Source organism: Paracoccus sp. (in: a-proteobacteria), from assembly GCF_047973135.1.
Taxonomy (GTDB): Bacteria; Pseudomonadota; Alphaproteobacteria; order Rhodobacterales; family Rhodobacteraceae; genus Paracoccus.
The window spans coordinates 1-21,749 of sequence record NZ_JBKEBL010000001.1; the positions used below are offsets into that span (position 1 = coordinate 1).

The 21,749-nt window shown below is 62.3% G+C and carries 18 protein-coding genes; 15 read left to right on the forward strand and 3 right to left on the reverse strand.

Annotated features, from left to right (window positions below):
• From ACK5L9_RS00005 to ACK5L9_RS00030, 6 genes are all read left to right on the forward strand, one after another.
• The coding region (locus tag ACK5L9_RS00005) for a sodium:solute symporter family protein (protein ID WP_416909390.1) at nucleotides 1-1,714 on the forward strand (1,714 nt) is incomplete at its 5' end.
• A 70-nt stretch (nucleotides 1,715-1,784) separates the two neighbouring features.
• The gene (locus tag ACK5L9_RS00010) at nucleotides 1,785-3,593 is read left to right on the forward strand and encodes a DUF294 nucleotidyltransferase-like domain-containing protein (protein ID WP_416909391.1); all 1,809 of its coding nucleotides are present in this window, start codon (nucleotides 1,785-1,787) and stop codon (nucleotides 3,591-3,593) included.
• The gene (locus tag ACK5L9_RS00015) at nucleotides 3,590-4,087 is read left to right on the forward strand and encodes a hypothetical protein (protein WP_416909392.1); all 498 of its coding nucleotides are present in this window, start codon (nucleotides 3,590-3,592) and stop codon (nucleotides 4,085-4,087) included. Before ACK5L9_RS00010 ends, ACK5L9_RS00015 begins: the two co-directional genes overlap by 4 nt.
• Nucleotides 4,088-4,089: 2 nt before the next feature.
• Nucleotides 4,090-4,461 (forward strand): response regulator transcription factor, encoded by a 372-nt coding sequence (locus ACK5L9_RS00020; RefSeq protein ID WP_416909393.1) that lies wholly within the window; start codon nucleotides 4,090-4,092, stop codon nucleotides 4,459-4,461.
• Nucleotides 4,455-6,431, forward strand: coding sequence for an exonuclease domain-containing protein (locus tag ACK5L9_RS00025; protein ID WP_416909394.1), 1,977 nt, complete (start codon nucleotides 4,455-4,457; stop codon nucleotides 6,429-6,431). The genes ACK5L9_RS00020 and ACK5L9_RS00025 overlap by 7 nt, the downstream gene beginning before the upstream one ends.
• Nucleotides 6,432-6,692: 261 nt before the next feature.
• Nucleotides 6,693-8,312, forward strand: coding sequence for a peptide ABC transporter substrate-binding protein (locus tag ACK5L9_RS00030; RefSeq protein WP_416909395.1), 1,620 nt, complete (start codon nucleotides 6,693-6,695; stop codon nucleotides 8,310-8,312).
• 321 nt (nucleotides 8,313-8,633) lie between these two features.
• On the opposite strand, the gene ACK5L9_RS00035 is transcribed toward ACK5L9_RS00030, so the two are convergent.
• Entirely contained in the window at nucleotides 8,634-9,101 is a 468-nt protein-coding gene (locus ACK5L9_RS00035; RefSeq protein ID WP_416909396.1) for a hypothetical protein, read from the reverse strand.
• Between the two features lie 12 nt (nucleotides 9,102-9,113).
• On the opposite strand from ACK5L9_RS00035, the gene ACK5L9_RS00040 reads away from it, so the two are divergent.
• The 5 genes from ACK5L9_RS00040 (at nucleotide 9,114) to ACK5L9_RS00060 (ending at nucleotide 14,595) form a co-directional block, all read left to right on the forward strand.
• A complete protein-coding gene (locus tag ACK5L9_RS00040) occupies nucleotides 9,114-10,547 on the forward strand; it encodes an ATP-binding protein (RefSeq protein WP_416909397.1) in 1,434 nt (477 codons plus the stop codon).
• Nucleotides 10,548-10,762: 215 nt separating this feature from the next.
• Complete coding sequence (locus ACK5L9_RS00045; protein WP_416909398.1) at nucleotides 10,763-11,629, forward strand: FAD binding domain-containing protein; 867 nt, start codon at nucleotides 10,763-10,765, stop codon at nucleotides 11,627-11,629.
• Nucleotides 11,626-12,105, forward strand: coding sequence for a (2Fe-2S)-binding protein (locus tag ACK5L9_RS00050; RefSeq protein ID WP_416909399.1), 480 nt, complete (start codon nucleotides 11,626-11,628; stop codon nucleotides 12,103-12,105). The genes ACK5L9_RS00045 and ACK5L9_RS00050 overlap by 4 nt, the downstream gene beginning before the upstream one ends.
• Nucleotides 12,105-14,357: a xanthine dehydrogenase family protein molybdopterin-binding subunit gene (locus ACK5L9_RS00055; protein ID WP_416909400.1), complete on the forward strand. Its 2,253-nt coding sequence runs from the start codon at nucleotides 12,105-12,107 to the stop codon at nucleotides 14,355-14,357. Before ACK5L9_RS00050 ends, ACK5L9_RS00055 begins: the two co-directional genes overlap by 1 nt.
• Nucleotides 14,350-14,595: a MoaD/ThiS family protein gene (locus ACK5L9_RS00060; RefSeq protein WP_416909401.1), complete on the forward strand. Its 246-nt coding sequence runs from the start codon at nucleotides 14,350-14,352 to the stop codon at nucleotides 14,593-14,595. Before ACK5L9_RS00055 ends, ACK5L9_RS00060 begins: the two co-directional genes overlap by 8 nt.
• 23 nt (nucleotides 14,596-14,618) lie before the next feature.
• On the opposite strand, the gene katG is transcribed toward ACK5L9_RS00060, so the two are convergent.
• The gene (katG, locus tag ACK5L9_RS00065; RefSeq protein ID WP_416909402.1) at nucleotides 14,619-16,793 is read right to left on the reverse strand and encodes a catalase/peroxidase HPI; all 2,175 of its coding nucleotides are present in this window, start codon (nucleotides 16,791-16,793) and stop codon (nucleotides 14,619-14,621) included.
• Between the two features lie 391 nt (nucleotides 16,794-17,184).
• Nucleotides 17,185-17,937 (reverse strand): bifunctional 2-polyprenyl-6-hydroxyphenol methylase/3-demethylubiquinol 3-O-methyltransferase UbiG, encoded by a 753-nt coding sequence (gene ubiG / locus ACK5L9_RS00070; protein WP_416909403.1) that lies wholly within the window; start codon nucleotides 17,935-17,937, stop codon nucleotides 17,185-17,187.
• Between the two features lie 50 nt (nucleotides 17,938-17,987).
• Between ubiG and pip the strand changes: the two genes are divergently transcribed.
• From pip to nusA, 4 genes are all read left to right on the forward strand, one after another.
• The gene (pip, locus tag ACK5L9_RS00075) at nucleotides 17,988-18,959 is read left to right on the forward strand and encodes a prolyl aminopeptidase (RefSeq protein ID WP_416909407.1); all 972 of its coding nucleotides are present in this window, start codon (nucleotides 17,988-17,990) and stop codon (nucleotides 18,957-18,959) included.
• Between the two features lie 180 nt (nucleotides 18,960-19,139).
• Nucleotides 19,140-20,138: a glycosyltransferase 61 family protein gene (locus ACK5L9_RS00080; RefSeq protein WP_416909404.1), complete on the forward strand. Its 999-nt coding sequence runs from the start codon at nucleotides 19,140-19,142 to the stop codon at nucleotides 20,136-20,138.
• A 153-nt stretch (nucleotides 20,139-20,291) separates the two neighbouring features.
• Nucleotides 20,292-20,909: a ribosome maturation factor RimP gene (rimP, locus tag ACK5L9_RS00085; protein WP_416909405.1), complete on the forward strand. Its 618-nt coding sequence runs from the start codon at nucleotides 20,292-20,294 to the stop codon at nucleotides 20,907-20,909.
• 3 nt (nucleotides 20,910-20,912) lie between these two features.
• Nucleotides 20,913-21,749, forward strand: an 837-nt coding sequence (nusA, locus tag ACK5L9_RS00090; protein ID WP_416909406.1) for a transcription termination factor NusA, incomplete at its 3' end; no start/stop codon positions are given.

Here is a 21,749-nt window from a genome sequence, read left to right on the forward strand (position 1 = left end):
CTACGCCGCCGGGCGCGGGGTGAACCCGATCATGAACGGCATGGCGACGGGGGCGGACTGGATGTCCGCGGCCTCCTTCATGTGCTTGGACGGGCTGATCGCCTTCACCGGCTATGACAATTCCAGCTACCTGATGGGCTGGACCGGCGTCTACGTGCTGCTGGCGCTGATGCTCGCGCCCTACCTGCGCAAGTTCGGCAAGTTCACGGTGCCCGAATTCATCGGCGACCGCTTCTACAGCCAGACCGCGCGCATCATCGGCGTGATCTGCCTGTTGATCATCTCGATTACCTATGTGATCGGCCAGATGGAGGGCGTGGGCATCACCTTCGCGCGCTATCTTGAGGTCGGCAAGGAAACCGGATTGTGGATCGGCGCCGCCGTGGTCTTTGCCTATGCGGTGCTGGGCGGCATGAAGGGCGTCACCTATACGCAGGTCGCGCAATATGTCGTGCTGATCATCGCCTATACCATCCCGGCCATGTTCATCGCGATGCAACTGACCGGCCATGTGCTGCCGCAGACGGGCCTGTTCGGCACGCTGAACGATGGCGGAGGAAAATTTCTGACGACGCTGGACCAGGTCGTGACCGATCTGGGCTTCAACGCCTATACGTCGCATAATGGCAGCACGTTCAACATGGTGCTGTTCACGCTGGCGCTGATGATCGGCACCGCCGGTCTGCCCCATGTCATCATCCGCTTTTTCACCGTGCCCAAGGTTTCGGACGCACGGCAATCGGCGGGTTGGGCGCTGGTCTTTATCGCGCTGCTGTACACGGTTGCCCCGGCGGTCGGATCGATGGCGCGGTTCAATCTGACCGCGACCATGTGGCCGGGCGCGCATTCGGGCCAGACCTTCAGCCAGCCCGCCGTCTCGCTGGACTCGATCGAAAACGACGCAGACAAGCAGTGGATGCGGAACTGGCAGGTCACGGGTCTTCTGAACTGGGAAGACAAGAATGGCGATGGCATGATCCAGTACTATAACGAGGCCGGAGCCGGCAACAAGGGTCTGGCTGCCGTCATTGCCGGGCAGAACCTGCAAGGCAACGAGCTGACCACCGTGAACAACGACATCATGGTTCTTGCCAACCCCGAGATCGCGAACCTTCCGGGTTGGGTCATCGCCATCGTCGCTGCGGGCGGTCTGGCCGCTGCGTTGTCCACCGCTGCCGGGCTGTTGCTGGCGATTTCGGGCGCGGTGTCGCATGACCTGATCAAGGGCGCGATCAATCCCGGCATCAGCGAAAAGGGCGAACTGTTCGCCGCGCGCGTGTCCATGGCCGTCTCGATCCTGGTCGCGACGGTCCTGGGGCTGAACCCGCCGGGATTTGCGGCGCAGACCGTGGCGCTGGCCTTTGGCCTTGCCGCCAGCTCGATCTTTCCGGTGCTGATGATGGGCATTTTCAGCAAACGCGTGAACAAGCAGGGCGCAATCGCGGGGATGCTGGCAGGGATCCTGTCCACGCTGCTGTACATCTTTCTCTACAAGGGCTGGTTCTTCATCTCGGACACCAACATGTTTGAGGATACGGCGGCGAACTGGCTGTTCGGCATCTCGCCCGCATCCTTCGGGACGGTGGGCGCGCTGCTTAATTTTGCCGTGGCCTATGTCGTCTCGAACGCGACCGAGGAACCCCCGGCCGAGGTGCAGGATCTGGTCGAATCGATCCGCGTGCCGCGTGGCGCGGGCGGGGCGGTCAGCCACTGACATGACAGCATCGCGCCCCCTGACCGGGGCGCGGCATTCCACCCTTCCGGCACCGAGGGAATTGCCAGACATGACAGGGATCATCGATTTCATTGCCTCCGTGCACCCCTATGACCGCCTGCCGCGGGACGAACTGGCGCGGGTCGCCGGTTCCTTCAGCCGCAGGGCCTGTGCGCCGGGGCAGATGATCTATGAATACGGGGACCGGTTGGCCGGGCTGTATCTGATCGAAAGCGGCCAGATCACCGTGATGGACCGCAACGGCGATCCGGTGTCGGAACTGGGGCCGCGCAATTCCTTTGGCGAACGAGGGCTGTTGCGGGACGGGCTGGCCATGACTTCGGCGCGGGCCGAGGCGGATTCGGTCGTGCTGATGCTGCCTCTGGCCGAAGTGCAGCGCCTGATTGCCGCGTACCGGCCGGTCGCGCGTTTTTTTGACCGTGGCCGCCATCCGACCGCGCCGGGTTCCGAAATCGCGACGCTGAAGGTCGGCGACCTGCTGACCCGGCGCCCGCTGTCCTGCCAGCCCGGCACCCCGATCATCGAGGCCGCGCGGCTGATGCGCGACGCCCATGTCAGCAGCATCGGCGTGACCGAGGGCCAGAGGCTGGTCGGGCTTGTCACCATCCGCGACATGTCCCATCGCGTCGTGGCCGAAGGGCGCGACATGCGTCAGCCCATCCGCGAGGTGATGACCCCGAACCCGGTGACGCTGGCCCCGTCCGCGTTGGGCTATGACGTGCTGAACACCATGCTGGAACGCCATGTCGGGCATCTGCCGGTGGTCGAGGACGGGCGGTTCGTCGGCATGATCACCCAGACCGACCTGACACGGGTACAGGCGATTTCGGCCTCGGCGCTGATCCGCGATGTGGCTCAAGCCGATACCGTGGCCGAGATGACCGAAACCACCAGCCGCATCCCGCAGCTTCTGGTGCAGCTTGTCGGCGCAAGGCACCGCCACGAGGTGATCACCCGCATGATCACCGACATCGCCGATGCGGTAACGCGGCGGCTGCTGGCCATGGCAGTGCAGAAGCTGGGGCCAGCACCCGCCGTCTGGCTGTGGGCGGCCTGCGGCAGTCAGGGCCGACAGGAACAGACCGGCGTATCCGATCAGGACAATTGCCTGATCCTCGCCGATGGCACCGACCCTGAAACGCCCTATTTCCGCGACATGGCACGCTTTGTCAGCGACGGGCTGAACGAATGCGGCTATGTCTATTGTCCGGGCGACATGATGGCGACCAATCCGCGCTGGTGCCAGCCGCGCGCGGTCTGGCGGCGCTATTTTCAGGACTGGATCGATCACCCCAGCCCCGAGGCTCAGATGCTGGCCAGCGTCATGTTCGACCTGCGCGCCATCAGCGGCGATGCCGCGCTGCTGGAGGGGTTGCAGGCCGAGACGCTGAAACTGGCCTCGAAAGCGTCGATCTTTGTCGCGCATATGATCGCCAATTCACTGAAGCATCGCCCGCCTCTGGGGCTGATCGGCGGGTTCTCGACCATTCGCTCGGGCGAACATCGCCACCATATCGACATGAAGCATAACGGCGTCGTGCCCGTCACCGATCTGGCCCGCGTCTATGCCTTGCAGGGGCGGCTGATGCCGGTGAACACCCGCGCCCGGCTTGAGGATGCCGAGGCGGCGGGCGTCATCTCGGGCAGCGGGGCGCGCGATCTGATCGCGGCCTATGACATGATCCAGACCCTGCGGCTGGAAAGTCAGGCCGAGCTGATCAAGGCGGGACGCAAGCCCGACAATTACCTTTCCCCTGCCGATCTGCCGGATTTCGGGCGCAGCCATCTGCGCGACGCCTTCGTGGTGGTACGTGGCATGCAATCGGCAGCGGGCCATGGCAAGGAAATGCTGGGATGACAGGGGTGGGGATCGAGTTGCTGGGGGTGATCGCGGTCGGCATCGGGGCGGCGGCGCTGCTGTATGCGCTGATGCATGCCGCGCGCAAGGCCGGGTTCAGTCCGGCGCGCTGGCTGCTGCCCGCCGGGATCGGGCTGGCGATGATCGGCTATTCCGTGTGGAACGATTATGCATGGTACGGTCGCGCAACGGGCCGCCTGCCCGATGGCGCGCAGGTGCTGGTGGTCGGGCATTCCAGTCTGCCCTGGGCGCCCTGGACCTATCTGGTGCCGACCGAACAGCGTTTTGCCGCGCTGGATCCGGCCAGCATCCGCTACATGGCCGACGGGGTGCGGCAGGCCCGTATCATGCTGGTGGAACGGCGCGGCCCGTCGCTGATCGTGCCACAGGATTTCGACTGCGCGAAGGGCCTGATCCGGCTGCCGCGCAACAACTGGACCAAGGCAATGCCGGACGATCCGGCCTTCGCCGCCGTCTGTCAGGGGGGAAAGTAACGATGGCCGAGATTCTGGTGATCGAGGACGAGGATAATATCGCGGTGGCGCTGGATTTCCTGCTGACCCGCGATGGCCACAGCCACAACCGGATGGCGACCGGCGCGGGTGCCGTGGCGCGCATCCGCGAAACGCAGCCCGATCTGGTTCTGCTGGATGTGATGCTGCCCGATGTCTCGGGCTATCAGATCGTGCAGGACGTGCGCGCCGATCCCGCGCTGAAAGATGTGAGGGTGCTGATGATGACGGCGCGCGGATCGACGGTCGAACGCCGCCGGGGGCTGGCCCTTGGCGCGGACGGGTTCATCGCCAAGCCGTTCGAGCTGTCCGAATTGCGGGCCGAGATGGCGCGCCTGCTGGACAAGCCATGCTGACCCGGCTGGCGCTGCGGCTGCGGGTTCTGCTGATCTTTGCCGGGCTTTGCGGCGTCGTTCTGGCGCTGCTTGGGCTGGCATTGTGGCTGGGACTGGAGCGGCTGACCGCAGGCGGCATCGACAGGGACATCGCGCTGGATCCGCTGGTGCAGGCCGGGCTGATCGCCGGCTTTGGAACGGTCGCGGCGATCACGGCTGTATGGTACCTGTTTGATCGTAATGTTGCCCTGCCGATCGAAGCACTGGCCGGGGGGCTGCGGACCGGGCAGGCACCCGATGCCGGTGCCGCGCGCTATCTGGCCGATCTTGGCCCCGCCGCCCGCGATGCCGCCCTTGCCCGCGCCCGCGCCGCCGAGGCACTGGCCGAGGCGGTGGCCGAACATGCCGCTGAACTGACTCAGGAAAAGGCCACGCTTGAGGCGATTCTGGCCGATTTCGGGGCGGGCGCGGTGATGACCGACGCGCAGGGACGGGTGGTGTTTTACAACCTCTCGGCCGCGCGGCTGCTGCCGGGGCTGGCGCTGGACCGCCCGGTTGACCGGCATATCGGACCCGGCGCGCTGGAGGCGGCGGCGGCGCGGTTGGCCGCAGGGGCCGACGCGACCGATCTGGTCTGCCTGTCCACCGAAGGGACGCGGTTGTCGGGGCGGATGCGCAGGCTGGATCAGGGCACGCTGCTGATTCTGCGCGACCGGCCCGCCAACCGCCCTGCCCCGCGCGACACCCTGGAGGCGCTGCGCCGCCATGCCGCGACGCTGGTGCCGATGCTGGACGCGCTGGACGGGCCGATGCCCCCCGCGCTGACCCGCGCAATCCGAGATGAGGGGCAAGGCCTGGCCGCCGCCACTCGCCACCTGTCCGAGATCATGGCCTCGGACGCGCCCGCCGCGCAATCGCGCCTGTCGGAACTGGCCGCCGGAATCGCCTCGACCGGGGATTTGCCGCGCCTGACCCTGCTGGCCGAGGCGGGGCCGCTTAATGCGCTGCTGCGCCTGCTGAGGACGCGCCTGACCGAGGCGGGGCTGGGGCCGCTGCTGCGCACCGATCAACCCACCCCGGATGAGGCCCGTCTGTTGCTGGAATGGCGGGGCGAGGCGCTGCCAATGGACCGGCTGGACCGCTGGCTGACCGAGGCCCCCGATCCCGGCCAGCCCGATATGTCGGGCGCCGACATTCTGGCACAACACGGCACCGGCATCTGGCCCGAAGCCGATGGCGGCACGGCCCGTCTGGTGCTGCCCCTGCGGCTGGCGCAGGGCGATACCGGTGGCGGCGCGGGGCTGACCTATGATTTCGCGCTGGCGCGGCGGGGGGCGGCCTCTTCCCGACTTGCCGATCTGACCTGTGTGGTATTCGACACCGAAACCACCGGGCTGGAGCCCTCGGACCGGATCGTCCAGATCGCCGGAATACGTGTCGCGCGCGGCCGCCTGACTGGCGAAAGATTCGAAACGCTGGTCAATCCGGGCCGCCCGATCCCGCCCGCTTCGACCGCGATCCACCACATCACGGATGAGATGGTGCGCGATGCCCCGCACATGACCGCCGCACTGACCGCGTTCCAGCATTTCACCGAGGACACTGTTCTGATCGCCCATAACGCCCCGTTTGACATGGGGATGCTGCGTTCCGTCGCCCCCGAGACCGGCGCATATTTCGACAACCGCATCCTTGACACGGTGTCGCTGTCGGCGATGGTCTGGGGCGGCTCGGTTCCGCATACACTGGACGCGCTGACGCAGCGGCTGGGGATCGAAATCCCGCCCGAACATCGCCATACGGCCATGGGCGATACCATCGCCACCGCGCAGGCCTTCCTGCGGCTGATCCCTGCGCTTGAGGCCAAGGGCATCACCCGCTTTGAAGAGGCCGTCACCGAGGCCCGCAAGCACCGCCGCCTGATCGAGGACGCCAACCTGCCCATCACCGCCACGACCGGCGGCACGGGATCGCCCGACACGCGGCCCTGACGGACGTTTCGCGCCAGTTGCCAACGACACCGGTTTAAGGTATCGTCAACCGGTATAATGTTGATTTTTGTTTGACGACGCCCGCCGGACAAGCCTGTCGCTCTGCGCCAGGGTTTTTCTGTGGGTATTTCAATAGTATTTATTTTTCATTTTCACGCCTGAACGCTTTGATCCTTTGCATTCTCACTGCGCCAAAATGATTTCCCTGTTCCAATATCTTTCGTGCGGCTGACGTCGTTTTCGTGCCTGAAAGGTGAAATTTTGGGAATCAATTCTGACCGCATCAAGAAAACCCTGTCCCTGATTGTCGCAAGCGTAACACTGCTTTGCGCGTCGATATTACCTGCCAATGCAGAGGTGCTGGTGCGTGCGGGCCGCGATGTCATCGATGACCTGAATATCGTGCGCGCCCTGCGTCAGGAAGAAGTCCAGCCCTATCTGGATATGCACGAGGGGCTGGTTACGAATAACCGTGATGGCCGGATTATTCCTGGAATTGCGACGGGATGGGTGATCAGCCATGATGGTCTGACCACGACATTCACATTGCGCGACGATGCAAGATGGTCGGACGGCCTGCCCATCGTCGCGGAGGATTTCGTCCATTCCCTGCATCAGCGCCTGATCTATAACAAATCCGGCGGCATTCAGGCCGCGCGGGTCATTCAGAATATCGCTGGCGTCAGCGATTATCTAAGCGGAAAAACCAGCACTCTGGACGCGATCGGCCTTGTGGCGAAAGACGATCATACGTTGGAAATGCGCCTTGAAAACCGCGATTTTTATCTTGTACCGAACCTGCTTACCCTGATGTTGCCCGCACATCCGCAGTGGCGCTGGTCGGACAAGGACGATCATCTGCAACCCATCCCGACCAGCGGCGCTTATTATCCGGTGGACATCAAACCGGGGAAATATCTCAGGCTCGTCAGGAATCCTTACTATTATGGCGCGAAAAACGTGAATATTGAAGAAGTGGCATTCGTCAACCACACTCAGTACGAGGGGAATTTGTACGCCGACATAATGAATGAACATGTTCATATTGTCAGACGCCCCCAATATGGAATGCTGGATTGGTTCGAGGAAAATCATCCTGAATTTGTAAAGGCCTCGGCACTTCAAAGCTTTACCTATCTGGACTTCAATTTCCGGCGACCTGAAATTGCCAAACACGATATCCGAAAGGCAATAGAACTGGCGATTGATCGTGAATCAATTTCCAGTATCCTGAATGCAAACCGGTATTCCAGGATGGAACGCTGGTACCCGTCTGGACCGGATCCCCTGCCACCCACAAAATTCCGTTTTTCGACGATTCCCTATCAGGAAAGGCTGAAACTGGCGCGGGCGCTGATGGAAAAGCACGGCTATACGGCCGAACATCCGCTGACGATCATCATGCGGTCCAGCAACGAGCTGGCAGAACGCTCGTTGTCACATGCGCTGGTCGGAATGTGGCAGCAGATCGGCATCAGGATCCTGCATCACGACAGCGAAAGTGATCACGATTTCTACCTTAACTATGTTATAAAGGGAGATTTCGACATCGCCATCGTAGGTTGGGCCGGAGAGACGCCTGATCTCAGCTATTACATCAATTTTGTGCATTCCGACCCGAACGTCAGCGGGGCCTATAATTATGGCGCCTATTCGAACCCGGCCCTCGATCAGGCGCTGGATTCGGCGCGAAGTGCGCCGACAATGGCCGAAAGAACACAAAATCTGTTACGTGCTGAAACAATTTTGCTTACTGATATCGGCTGCATTCCGTTATACAATAACCTGTCGAACTTTATTGCTCATCCAAATGTGAGCGGCCTCGGCAAAGGCAGATACGGCATATTTCTATCCAGGTTTCTCAGAATTGATCGAGGCTGACCCACCGTGATGACGACAAACAGGCAGGCGGCCCCGATCGCCGCAGTATCGTCAAGCCTTTTCCGGCGACGGCTTGGCATGGACACGCGCATGATGCTTGCGACCGTGCTGACGTTGTCCATGTTCTTTGCATGCGCAATTTTCGGCATTTCGTGGCTTGCATCGCGGGCTGAATACGACGCCGCGCTGACTGCCAAAAAGGATATCATCTCGAATTTTTCTCGGGTTATATCTTCTGAAATCAAGACTTATGATCTTGCCGCGCTCAGCAAATCCAGCAGTGTTTTCCTGACGCGGCCTGACGTGGTAAAAATAAGAATTTCAGGGCGTTACGGCGACATTCTGGCTGATTATTCCGATAACCACACCGCCAATGAACATTCGCTGCTTGAATATTCGGTCCCGGTCGAGATTGATGGCGAGCAGGTCGGGGATGTGATGACGACGGTGGATATTTCGGATATAGATCCGGATTTTCGCGGCCCGCTGAAAATTGCAACGGCAGCATTTTTTCTTTGCTCTATATTCGGAACATTTATTCTTATATTTTATATTAACCGTTTTGTCAGCCGCCCTCTGGCCAAGCTTCGGCAAGCCTGTGACGAAACCGTGCGGACGGGGGAACATCACGTCGCGAAATTCGTTTCCAGCGACAGTTTCGGACAATACGCGCATTCCTTCAACAAGATGCAGGAAATGTTGGGAGAGTTGACGGCGCAAAAAACCGCGCTTGTCGAAGAAATGATCGAGGAAAAAGAAACCGTAGATACCTTTCTTAATTCGGGTCATTCAGCAATCTATGTGTTCGACAATGACGGCAATCTGTTGTTACGGCGCGGTAATCTGATAGATGAAATCATCCCAAGCGTCCATCACAATGGAAACCAGCTAGAGGAATATCGCACGTTTCTTGAAGCCAATGGAAAGCCCATCGAAGGAAATTCGGGCGTTCCCCATTATGTCATGGAGACCTCGTCCAGTTCCAATCTCAAGATTGCGGCCTCTTATACATTTTCCTTTGAGCGGATAAATGACGAAAGAACCGCGCTTTTCGCCTTTGACATCACCCTTTTGCGTCAGGCGGAACTGGCTGTTTCCCAGCTTCAGAAATCTCAGGCCCTGGGTGAATTGACCAGCGGAATTGCCCATGATTTCAATAATATATTGTTCGCGATCATGGCCAGCTCAGAGGCGTTGCTGGCAGGCGGTGACGCGGACGAACTGAACCCAAGGCAAAGGTCGCTGATCGAACATTGCATCAAGGGCAGCAAGCTTGGTGCCGATCTGACGCAAAAGCTTTTGTCATATTCCCGGCGAAAGGTTCTAGATGAATCCCCGATACAGCTTGAAGTCGAAATTCCCGAGATCTGCAACTTTCTGAGACGAACCGTCGGCACGGATTATCCCATCACGTTGAATATGTTAAGCTCGGGATGGCTTTATGCGGATCTGGCGATGTTGCAAAGAGCGCTGATGAATCTGGTGCTGAATGCAAGAAATGCCATGCCACAGGGAGGGCCGATTACCATCGGCGCGTTCGACATTCCCGATAATCAGGTTGAAATCACGGTCTATAACCCCGGCCCCTCTATTCCCGCCGATATTATCGACCGGGTTTTCGATCCATTTTTCACAACGCGGGTTGATGGCGGCGGCAGCGGGCTTGGCCTTTCCATGGTCGAGGGGTTTGTCAAGCAATCGGGCGGGAATTGCGAGATTGCCAACAAGAAGAACGGCGTCGAGGTCAGAATTACCTTCCCGCTGATGGATGACCACCGGCTTCTGGCCAATCAGAACCAGTCCGGTAAGGATGACAAGCTTGCCGCCGCCCCCCGTTCGCTGCGGGTCTTTCTGATTGACGACAATGACATCGTTCTGGGCACCACCAAGATGCTGCTTGAATCCCTTCATCATCAGGTGACGGCCTCGCTTGGGGCGGCGGATTTGATTGACAGGGTCGAGATCATGTCCGGGTTCGATCTGGTTCTGCTGGACGTGATGATGCCCGAGATCGACGGGCTGACCCTGGTCAACAGAATGCGGCAAGAGGGGGTCGCAACGCCTGTCATCCTGATGACCGGGCTGGACAGCCGCCGGATCTATTCCGAAATTGACGGCCTTCGCGATTGCATGGTGATGTCAAAGCCGATCGCCATGAAACAACTTAAAAGCGCCATCGCCGCCTCGGTCCACAAGCAGGAAGTCCCGCGGGAAAACTGGGCTGAAATCGCCTGATCAGGCGCTGATCCGGTCCGAATCCTGCGGTCTCTTGCGTCTTTCGCAGGACGTGCCATTCTGTAGGGGCCTGCGGGGAGCAGATGCCCCGCTGGCCGTATCGCCGTCCCGACGCAGCAAAAAGATAGCGGAACCAAGCCAGACCCTGAACGTCCATGCCCTGCGGAACCGGACCTTCCCGGTTCCGCAGGGCCAAGGAGGAGAGGACAAGCAACATGCACTATCATTCACCCTCGACATTTTCCGAGGCTGCGAAGATCGCCCTGTCTGCAAGCGGCGTGACGCGGTTTCTGGCGGGCGGCACGGATGTGCTGGTCCAGATGCGATCCGGCATCGTGCTGCCCGACGACCTGATCGATTTGAAGCACATTCCCGGCGTACGCCAAATTTCGCGCATGGCGGATGGCGGATGGCGGATCGGCGTCGCCGTGTCCGGTGCCGAGCTTGGGGCGCATGCCGAACTGTGCACCGACTGGCCCGGCGTGGTCGAGGGGATGGAGCTTGTCGGCTCGACCCAGGTACAGGGGCGCGCGACCCTGACCGGCAACCTGTGCAACGGCTCGCCCGCCGCCGACAGCGTGCCGGGGTTGATCGCGGCGGGCGCGCGTGTCGCTGTGACCGGCCCCGAGGGCGAACGCGTGATCGCGGTCGAATATGTGCCCGCCGGGCCGGGCAAGACCACGCTGAAGCCGGGCGAGGTGATCACCTCGATCATGCTGCCACCGCGCGGGAAACACGCGGGCGATGCCTATCTGCGCTTTATCCCCCGCACCGAAATGGACATTGCCGTCGCCGGATGCGCCGTCAGTCTGCGGGTCGATGGCGATGTGATCACCGAGGCGCGGGTGGCGTTGGGGGCCGTTGCGCCGACGGTGTTGCTGGTGCCGGCGGCGGCTGACGCGATCATAGGCACCACGCTGAACGATACGGCGCTGCAGGCTCTGACAGGGGCAGCGCGGGCAGCCTGCAAACCCATAGATGACAAGCGGGGCACGGTGGAATTCCGCATCGAGGTGGCGGGCGTACTGGCCCGCCGCGCCGCGAAAATCGCCTATGCCCGAGCGAAAGGAGGCAACGCATGACCAGGATTCACGTCACGACCACCGTTAACGGAGATCCGGTAGAATTTCTTGCCGACCCGCGCGAGACATTGCTGGACTGTCTGCGCGATCACCTTGGGTTGACCGGCTCGAAAGAGGGGTGCGGCACCGGCGATTGCGGGGCCTGTTCGGTCATGCTGGACGGCACGCTGGTCAGTTCCTGTCTGGTTCTCGGGGTGGAGGCCGGCGGCAAGCGGATCGAGACCATCGAGGGCATGGCCAACGGTTCGGGCCTGCATCCCCTGCAACGCAAGTTCCTTGAGCATGCAGCGCTGCAATGCGGGTTCTGCACGCCCGGATTCCTGATCGCGGCCAAGGCGTTGCTGGAACGGAACCCGGACCCGACCGAGACGGAAATCCGCTATTGGCTGGCGGGCAATCTGTGCCGCTGCACAGGCTATGACAAGATCATCCGCGCCGTACAGGATGCGGCGGCTGAAATGCGGGGGGCTGCGTAATGCCGAAAGATGAGATCAAAGGCGAATTCAAGCTGGTAGGCACCCGGCCCCTGCGGCCGGACGGGCTGGACAAGGTGACGGGGCGCGCGCGCTATGGGGCAGATTTCTCGTTGCCCGGCATGCTGCACGGGGCGGTGGTGCGTTCACCGCACGCGCATGCCCGGATCGTCAGCATAGACGCCTCGAAGGCGCTGGCACTGGATGGCGTCAAGGCCGTGGTCACGCGCGCCGATCTGCCCGAGGGGCTGACAGGCGAGGACTGGAACCTTCAGGAAAACACGCTTGCGGGGGAAAAGGCGCTTTATGACGGGCATGCCGTGGCGGCGGTCGCGGCGACTTCGGCGCTGGTCGCGCAAGAGGCCGCGCGGCTGGTGCAGGTCGAATACGAGGTGTTACCCCATGTGATCGACGTTGATGACGCGATCCGGCCCGACGCCCCGGCAATCCGGCCCGGATCGGCCGATTATTCGGTCCCCGAAGGCATGCCGCCCAATGTCGTGCGCTATTTCGAAATGGGGCGTGGCGATGTCGAGGCGGGCTTTGCCGAGGCCGATCTGGTGCGCGAACAGACCTACAAGACCGAGGCCACCCATCAGGGCTATATCGAACCCCATGCCTGCGTCGGCCAGATGGGCGTGGACGGCAAGGGCGAGATGTGGGTCTGCACGCAGGGTCACTGGTTCATCCGCCGCATGTGCGCCGCCGTTCTGGGCGTTGACGCGGCGCAATTGCGGGTGACGCCGTCCGAGATCGGCGGCGGGTTCGGCGGCAAGACCACGATTTTCATGGAACCCCTGCCCCTTGCGCTTAGCCGCAAGGCGGGCGGACGTCCGGTCAAGATGGTGATGTCCCGTGCCGAGGTGCTGCGCGCCACCGGGCCGACGGCATCCGCCTCGATGGATGTCAGGATCGGCATGAAGAAAGATGGCACGATCACGGCGGGCAAGGCCGTGTTCCGCATGCAGGGCGGGGCCTTTCCCGGCGCGCCCATTGACACCGCGCTAAGCTGCGCCTTTGCCAGCTACCAGATGCCTGCGGTTCATCATGAAGGTTACGATGTGCTGGCGAACCGCCCGAAATGCGCGGCCTATCGCGCGCCGGGTTCGCCCATGGCGGCCTTTGCCGTGGAAAGCCTTGTGGATGAGATGTGCCGCGAGCTTGGGCTGGACCCCATCGAGGTGCGGCTGAAGAACGCCTCGCATGAGGGAACGCAGGCCAGCTATGGCCCGACCTTCCAGAGGGTCGGCCTGATCGAGACGCTGGAGGCCGCGCGGAACCATCCCAATTATGCGGTGCCGCTGGGGCCCAATCAGGGACGCGGCGTCGCCTCGGGCTATTGGTTCAATCATGGCGGCGAAACCTCGGTCTCGGTGGCGATTGGCGAGGATGGCACGGTGCAGGTTTCGATCGGGACACCGGACATTGGCGGCAGTCGCGCCTCGATCGCACTGATGACGGCCGAGACATTGGGCATCCCCTATGACGATGTGCGCGTCAACGTGGTCGATACCGGCGCGCTTGGCGTCAATGAACCGACCCATGGCAGCCGCGCGACCTTTGCCAGCGGCAAAGCCGCGCATGAGGCCGCGCGCGGCGCGATCCGCGAGATGTGCCGCCGCGCAGCCGTGGAATGGGACATCGACCCCGATGCCGTCGAATGGGTGGGTGGTGCCGCGCAGCCCGCAGGCCCCAACGCCGGAGAGTTCCCGCCCATGCCCATCGCCGAAATCGCGGCAAAGATGGGCAAGACGGGCGGACCCATCTCGGGGCATCATGAATCGGTGCCGGGCGGGGTGGGGGCAAGCTTTGGCACCCATGTCGTCGATGTCGAGATCGACCCCGAAACCGGCCATACCAAGGTGCTGCGCTATCTGGTGGTGCAGGATGCGGGGCGGGCGATCCATCCGGCCTATGTCGAGGGGCAGTATCAGGGCGGCGCGGTGCAGGGCATCGGTTGGGCGCTGAACGAGGAATACATCTATGGCAAGGACGGGCGGCTTCAGAATCCGATCTTCCTTGACTATCGGATGCCTGTCGCCTCGGATCTGCCGATGATCGACACGGTCATCGTCGAGGTGCCCAATCCCGGCCACCCCTATGGCGTACGCGGCGTAGGCGAAACCGGCATCACCCCGCCCCTGCCCGCGCTGGCCAATGCCATCGCGGCGGCAACGGGCGCGCGGCTGCGCAGCCTGCCCATGTCGCCGCCAAGGGTGCTGGCCGCGATCAAGGCCACTGGCCCGAATGGTTGAGGTCAATCTGTGGTCCGGCTTGCGCCGTTTTGCCGATGGTGAACAGGTGGTCGCGGTCGAGGCCGCGACCATCGGGCAGATGCTGGACGCGCTGGTCCGGCGTCACCCCGGCCTTGGCCCGGTGATCGAGGCGGGCGTGTCCGTCGCCATCGACGGGGAAATCGTGACCGGCGGCAATCAGGTTGCCGTACCGCCCGGTAGCGAAATCTATCTGATGCAACGCGTCAAGGGCGGCTGATCGCCGCCCTTGCGCTTGTCCGGTCAAGCCAGATCGAAACGATCCGCGTTCATCACCTTGGTCCATGCCGCGACGAAATCCCGCACGAATTTTTCGGCATTGTCGTCCTGGGCGTAAACCTCGGCATAGGCCCGCAGGATCGAGTTCGACCCGAACACCAGATCGGTGCGCGTCGCCGTCCACCTGACCGTGCCGGTCTTGCGGTCGCGGATTTCATAGACGCCGCCATCGACCGGATGCCAGGAAAAGCCCATATCGGTCAGGTTGACGAAAAAGTCGGTCGTCAGCGCACCCTCGCGATTGGTCAGGACGCCGTGCCTGGTGCCACCGAAACCGGTGCCCAGAACCCGCATCCCGCCGACCAGAACGGTCATTTCCTTTGCGGTCAGGCCCATCAGTTGCGTGCGATCCAGCAACAGCTCTTCCGGCGAGACGGCATAGTCCTTTTTCAGCCAGTTGCGATAACCGTCGGCCAGAGGCTCCATCACGTCAAAGCTTTCGGCGTCGGTCATTTCCGCCGTGGCATCGCCCCGGCCCGGCGCAAAGGGTACCGCGATGTCAAAGCCCGCCGCCCTGATCGCGGCTTCCAGCCCGACATTCCCGGCCAGCACGATCACATCGGCAACCGAGGCTCCGTTCGCGGCGGCGATGGGTTCCAGCACCGCCAGCACGCGGGCCAGACGTTCGGGTTCGTTGCCCTGCCAGTCTTTCTGCGGGGCCAGCCGGATGCGCGCGCCATTGGCACCACCCCGCATGTCCGATCCGCGATAGGTCCGCGCGCTGTCCCACGCCGTCGCGATCATGTCGCCGCCGGAAAGACCGCTTGCCGCAATCTTCGCCTTCAGCGCCGCCACGTCATAGCCGGTCGGACCGGCCGGGACCGGATCCATCCAGATCAGGTCTTCGGCGGGAACGTCCGGTCCCAGATAGCGGGCCTTGGGCCCCATGTCGCGATGGGTCAGCTTGAACCATGCGCGGGCGAATGTATCGCGGAAATATTCGGGATCGGCCATGAATTTCTGGCAGATCGCGTTGAAGCCGGGATCCAGCTTCATCGCCATATCCGCATCGGTCATCATCGGATTGTGACGTTTGGACGGGTCCGAGGCATCGCGGGGCTTGTCCTCTTCCCTGATGTCCACGGGTTCCCATTGTTGTGCACCGGCGGGCGATTTCCGCAATTCCCATTCATGGCCGAACAGCATGTCGAAAAAGCCCATGTCGAACCTGGTCGGCTCGGTCGTCCATGCGCCTTCCAGCCCCGAGGATACGGCCTGCGCCGCCTTGCCATGCTGGTTCGGATTGGCCCAGCCAAGGCCCTGCATCTCGGGGCCCGCGCCTTCGGGGCTGGGGCCGAGGATCGAGGCGTCGCCATTGCCATGGGTCTTGCCAACCGTATGCCCGCCCACCGTCAGCGCGGCAGTTTCCTCGTCATTCATGGCCATCCGCGAAAAGGTCTCGCGGATATGGGCCGCCGTCTTCAGCGGATCGGGATTGCCGTTGACGCCTTCCGGGTTGACATAGATCAGCCCCATCTGCACGGCAGCCAGCGGGTTTTCCATCGTCGCGGGGGCGTTCACATCGTCATAGCGTTCGTCCGAAGGTGCCAGCCATTCGCGTTCCGCCCCCCAGTAGATATCCCTTTCGGGATGCCATATATCTTCGCGGCCAAAGCCGAAGCCAAAAGTCTTAAGCCCCATGGATTCATAGGCGATATTGCCCGCAAGGATCAGCAGGTCGGCCCAGCTCAGCTTGTTGCCGTATTTTTTCTTGACCGGCCACAGCAGGCGGCGCGCCTTGTCCAGGCTGACATTGTCCGGCCAGGAATTCAGCGGTGCAAAACGCTGGTTGCCGGTATTGCCGCCGCCGCGCCCGTCGGCCAGACGATAGGTGCCCGCCGCGTGCCACGCCATGCGGATCATCAGCCCGCCATAGTGACCCCAGTCGGCAGGCCACCAGTCCTGACTGTCGGTCATCAGTGCATGCAGGTCTTTCTTGACCGCGTCGTAATCCAGCGTTCTGACCGCATCCCGATAGGAAAAACCCTCGTCCATCGGATTGGTCTTGCTGTCATGCTGATGCAGGATGTCAAGGTTCAGCGCATGCGGCCACCAGTCCATCACATTCTTGCCGATCTCGGTATTTCCGCCGTGCATCACCGGGCATTTTCCGGCTGCATTCACATCATTACCGTCCATTTTGCCTTCCTCCGTAGCTGTTCTAACTGGCTGCAAAAAACCTGCGCCCCACCTGAGGCCCTGTTCTCGACGGACGCTAGCACAGCGCCCCGATAATCAGAATTCGCATTTTCTGATCAAAACCATTCGATGCCCTTATGCCGACTCTCCTCTGTGGCATTCTGGACCAGCAGCGCCACCGGGCCAATTTCTTTCAGGAAAATCGCCGGACGACGCAGCGTCCTGCCCGTTTCAGGGCATGCCGCATGAAGGACATGAGGCACTGTCAAGGCAGGCAGGTCAAGACGGGGATGTCCCTTGCGCAATGGTCGGGTGCCGGTCCCGGCCTGCGGACGAACGCGACACAGGGCCAACGGCGAACCACGGGGGTGCAAGGCGCTTTATGGTGCTGTCACATCGGACAGCCGTTCGATGCGAACCGGCGCGCAGAGATGGCATAGTTGACCGACAGGTCACGATCAGACAGGCTCCAGCGCCATGAAAGCGGATTGAACACCATGCCGCGCGCATCGGCGGAGGACAGGCCGGATCTGCCCATCATCTCGGACAGTTCGTCCGGAGTGATAAAACGGTTCCAGTCATGCGTGCCCTTTGGCAGCCAGCGCATGATCCACTCGGCCCCCAGAATCGCCGCGCCGAAGCTGCGGGCAGTGCGGTTCAGTGTGGACATGATCAGCAGCCCGCCGGGCCGCAGCAGATCGTGGCAGGTGGCGACGAAGGCGGCGGGGTCGGCGACATGTTCGACGATTTCCAGCGCCAGAACGACGTCGAATCCTTCGCCCGCATCGCGCAGCGATTCGGCGGTGGCTGCGCGATAGTCGATGGCCAGACCCTGCGCCTCGGCGTGATGGCGGGCGGTGGCGATATTGGCCTCGGCGGCGTCGGCACCGATGACATCCGCCCCAAGCCGCGCCATCGGCTCTGCGATCAGACCACCGCCACAGCCGATATCCAGCAGGCGCAGGCCGCGAAGCACCAGCAAGTCGCGTCTGTCCCGCCCAAACTCTGCCGCAATCCGGGTCACGATATAGTCCAGCCGTACCGGATTCATCATATGCAGCGGCCTGAACTTGCCATGCGGATCCCACCATTCGGCGGACATTGCTTCAAATTTGGCGATTTCTGCGGGGTCGATACTGGTCATGCTGTCTGGTCCTTCTGGCAGGTTGGGCCACTTGGCTCTATACTCTGATGATGGATCGATTGGCAGGACAAAACAGCGCGGCACCGGGCCGCCTTTATCCGGTGGGCGAGCCCTTTCGCCGCCACAATATCGATGTCGGCGACGGCCATGTGATCTATGTCGAGGAATGCGGCCATCCGCGCGGACGCCCCGTCATCGTGCTGCATGGCGGTCCGGGGGGCGGCAGCAGCCCCTATATGCGCCGGTTCTTCGATCCGCGTCACTACCGGGTGGTGCTGTTCGATCAGCGCGGCTGCGGACGTTCGCGCCCCCCGGCCTCGGTCGAGGCGAACACGACGCAGCATCTGATCGGTGATATCGAGACCATCCGCACCCGCCTGGGCATCGATTCGGCGGTGCTGTTCGGCGGAAGCTGGGGGGCGACGCTGGCGCTGGCCTATGCGCAGCGCCATCCCGAAAGGGTCAGCCAACTGGTCCTGCGCGGGGTGTTTCTGGGCCGACAGTCGGAACTGGACTGGTTCTATGGCGGCGGCGCGGGGCGGTTCTTTCCCGATCTGTGGCAGCGCTTTCTTGAGCCGATCCCCCTGCCCGAGCGTGACGACCCGATCGCCGCCTATCATCGCCGCCTGTTCTGTGACGACCCCGAGGAACAGAGCCGCCACGCGACCCCCTGGCTGATCTGGGAAAACGCGCTGGCCGGATTGCAGACCACTGCGGCCAGCCACGCCGCCCCGGAATATGCGCGCGCCTTTGCCCGGCTTGAGAACCATTATTTCGTCAATCGCTGTTTCCTTGAGGAAGGCCAGCTTTTGCGCGACCGTCATCTGATCGAACATATTCCGGCGGTGATCGTGCAGGGCCGCTATGACATGGTCTGCCCGCCGGGGACCGCGTGGGAACTGGCGAAGGGCTGGAAATGCTGCGATCTGCGGCTGATCCCGGCCTCGGGCCATGCTCTGTCCGAGCCGCTGATCTCGGCCGAACTGGTCAGAATAATGAATTTCTTGATTCATACTGAATAGACTAAGGAATAGACAAAAAGGTCAACCCGGTTCATATGTGCAGTCAAATAAGATTGCCGTGGCCCGGAAATGCGACCCGCTTTAATTGATTGGACTATTTATAAATTTCAACTGACGGCAGCCAGACTGGTCAGAGCAGGCAAAGGTTTTTCGCAACTGCCGCTTCCGGTTCTGGATACGGTGCCCGCCAATGTCCCGTGCCGCCCGGCGCTGTATGACCCCGAACATCTGTCCCGCGTCAAACGCTGCGCCTTCGACCGAACGCTTGACGATCTGGTGCGGGTGCTGGACGCCACCCATTATGTCGAGGCGCCGCTGGCCCGCCACCATGTCGGCAAGGCTACGGTGGTCGGCGGCGTGATATTTGCGGGAAACCGTCGCATCCTGCATTCGACATCGGTGACGGCTGGTTTTGCCGACAGTCTTGCCGCGTCAAAGCTGCACGAGGACGTGGCGCTGGTAAGTTCGATGCATGGATTGCACTATTTCGGGCACTGGCTTGGCGATGACACGTCGGCATTCGAGGCACATCGCGACCATCCCGGCCTGATGTCCCTGCCCCTGCCGGGGTGGCGCGATGCGGTCGAATATCGCAGGCTTTTTGAACAGACATGGCGGCAAAACACGATCATCCGCAGCCGCTCGATGACGATCATCCGCGATCTGGGTTTCAGCCGGGCCAAGGCCGCGCGGTATCGCAGGCTGCGCGAACGGCTGCGCCGGAACTTTGGCGCAACAGGCAAAGGCGGGCAGGTGGTTTTCCTCGGACGCGGGCCGACCGGCGAAAGGCGCGAGATCGTCAATGCCGGGGCATTGTACCAGCGCCTGTCGCAGGCCGGCATCCGCGTGGTCACACCCGAGGGCGATTTCAACGCCTTTCTGGGCGCGCTGCTGGACGCGGCGGTGATCATCACCGTCGAGGGCAGCCAGTACCGCCACGCCGTCTATGCGCTGCGCGAGGGCGGTGCGATCCTGACGCTGGTCCCGCCCGAACGCTTTTATGTCGCCCCCCACGAATCCGCGCGCTGCATGGACATGCATAGCGGCGTGGTGATCGGCTCGGTGGCCGAGGGCGGCTTTTTCATCGATCCCGACGAGGTGCTGGCGATGGTGGACCGGCTGCTGTCCCGGATCGAGGCTGCGGACGCGACGGATCGCAGCGCGCGGCTGGCGCGCTGAAAGCCGTGATGCGCGCGTCGGTCAAGCCGCTTGCAATCCCCAAGGGTTGGTCCTATATGACTGATCAACAGCGGCGCAGGCTTCCACCCCCTGCCCACCGGACGCACTCGCATGGGCCCGCTGCGGGCCCTTTTTCGCATCCAGAAGGACCGCATGTCGAACGACCTGATCGCCAAGACTGCCATTGACCGGCGCCTGGCCGAGATCATCACCCCGGTGATCGAGGATCTGGGTTTTGAGTTGGTGCGCGTGCGTCTGCAGGGCGGCAAGACGGCGACTTTGCAGATCATGGCGGACCGGCCCGAGGGCGGCATCAATGTCGATGATTGCGGCGATATTTCTGTCGCCGTCAGCGCCACGCTGGATGTCGAGGATCCGATCGAGGACGCCTATCACCTTGAGGTCAGCAGCCCCGGCATCGACCGCCCGCTGACCCGGATCAAGGACTTCGCCGTATTCGAAGGCTATGAGGCGCGGCTTGAAACCGCCCAGCCCATCGACGGGCGCAAGCGCTGGAAGGGCGTCCTGGCCGGAGTCGAGGGCGACGAGGTGCTGCTGAATATCGACGAAAACGGCGAAACCCAAACCATCGGCCTGAATTTTGACTGGCTGTCCGATGCCAAGCTGGTCCTGTCCGACGACCTGATCCGCGAGATGCTGCGCCAGAAGAAAGAGGCGGGCATCGAGATCGACAATCTTGACGAAAGCGCCTTTGACGCGATTGAAACCGAAGACCGGAAAGGCGCGGACGGCGCCGATGCGAAGGAGTGAGTGATGGCAATCACCTCTGCAAACCAGTTGGAACTGCTGCAAACGGCCGAGGCCGTCGCGCGCGAGAAGATGATCGAACCAGAGCTGGTCATCGAAGCGATGGAGGACAGCCTCGCCCGCGCCGCCAAGTCACGCTATGGCAGCGAGATGGACATCCGCGTCCGCATCGACCGCCGGAACGGCAACGCCACTTTCACCCGCGTCCGCACCGTCGTGACCGAAGAAGAGCTTGAGAACTATCAGGCCCAGTTCACGCCGGAGCAGGCAAAGCCCTATTTCGAGAAATCGCGGGACGGCCGCGCCATCTGGCTGCGCGAGGGCGAATTGATTGCCGATTTCGCGGGCGTACCACAACCCGGAGACATCCTTCAGGAAGAAGTGCCCCCCGTCGATCTGGGCCGCATCGCCGCGCAATCGGCCAAGCAGGTCATCCTGCAACGCGTCCGCGAGGCCGAACGGGATCGCCAGTACGAGGAATTCAAGGACCGCGCCGGCACCATCATCAACGGCGTCGTCAAGCGCGAGGAATACGGCAACATCATCGTCGATGTAGGCCGGGGCGAGGCGATCCTGCGCCGCAACGAAAAGATCGGCCGCGAATCCTATCGCCCGAACGACCGCATCCGCGCCTATGTCAAGGACGTGCGCCGCGAAACGCGCGGCCCGCAGATTTTCCTGTCGCGCACCGATCCGCAGTTCATGGCCGAACTGTTCAAGATGGAAGTGCCGGAAATCTATGATGGCGTGATCGAGATCAAGGCCGTCGCCCGCGACCCCGGCAGCCGCGCCAAGATCGCCGTCATCAGCTACGACAACAGCATCGACCCGGTCGGCGCCTGC

What these genes read in the sequence shown, in the direction of transcription:
- ACK5L9_RS00035 (WP_416909396.1), bottom strand. Translation starts at nt 9,101, where the DNA reads ATGACCCGAATTAAGAAAGGTATCTACGGTTTCTTTTTCCTCGATCAT.
- ACK5L9_RS00045 (WP_416909398.1), top strand. Translation starts at nt 10,763, where the DNA reads ATGCACTATCATTCACCCTCGACATTTTCCGAGGCTGCGAAGATCGCC.
- ACK5L9_RS00060 (WP_416909401.1), top strand. Translation starts at nt 14,350, where the DNA reads ATGGTTGAGGTCAATCTGTGGTCCGGCTTGCGCCGTTTTGCCGATGGT.
- ACK5L9_RS00020 (WP_416909393.1), top strand. Translation starts at nt 4,090, where the DNA reads ATGGCCGAGATTCTGGTGATCGAGGACGAGGATAATATCGCGGTGGCG.
- katG (WP_416909402.1), bottom strand. Translation starts at nt 16,793, where the DNA reads ATGGACGGTAATGATGTGAATGCAGCCGGAAAATGCCCGGTGATGCAC.
- ACK5L9_RS00055 (WP_416909400.1), top strand. Translation starts at nt 12,105, where the DNA reads ATGCCGAAAGATGAGATCAAAGGCGAATTCAAGCTGGTAGGCACCCGG.
- ACK5L9_RS00010 (WP_416909391.1), top strand. Translation starts at nt 1,785, where the DNA reads ATGACAGGGATCATCGATTTCATTGCCTCCGTGCACCCCTATGACCGC.
- rimP (WP_416909405.1), top strand. Translation starts at nt 20,292, where the DNA reads ATGTCGAACGACCTGATCGCCAAGACTGCCATTGACCGGCGCCTGGCC.
- ACK5L9_RS00025 (WP_416909394.1), top strand. Translation starts at nt 4,455, where the DNA reads ATGCTGACCCGGCTGGCGCTGCGGCTGCGGGTTCTGCTGATCTTTGCC.
- ubiG (WP_416909403.1), bottom strand. Translation starts at nt 17,937, where the DNA reads ATGACCAGTATCGACCCCGCAGAAATCGCCAAATTTGAAGCAATGTCC.
- ACK5L9_RS00050 (WP_416909399.1), top strand. Translation starts at nt 11,626, where the DNA reads ATGACCAGGATTCACGTCACGACCACCGTTAACGGAGATCCGGTAGAA.
- ACK5L9_RS00015 (WP_416909392.1), top strand. Translation starts at nt 3,590, where the DNA reads ATGACAGGGGTGGGGATCGAGTTGCTGGGGGTGATCGCGGTCGGCATC.
- pip (WP_416909407.1), top strand. Translation starts at nt 17,988, where the DNA reads ATGGATCGATTGGCAGGACAAAACAGCGCGGCACCGGGCCGCCTTTAT.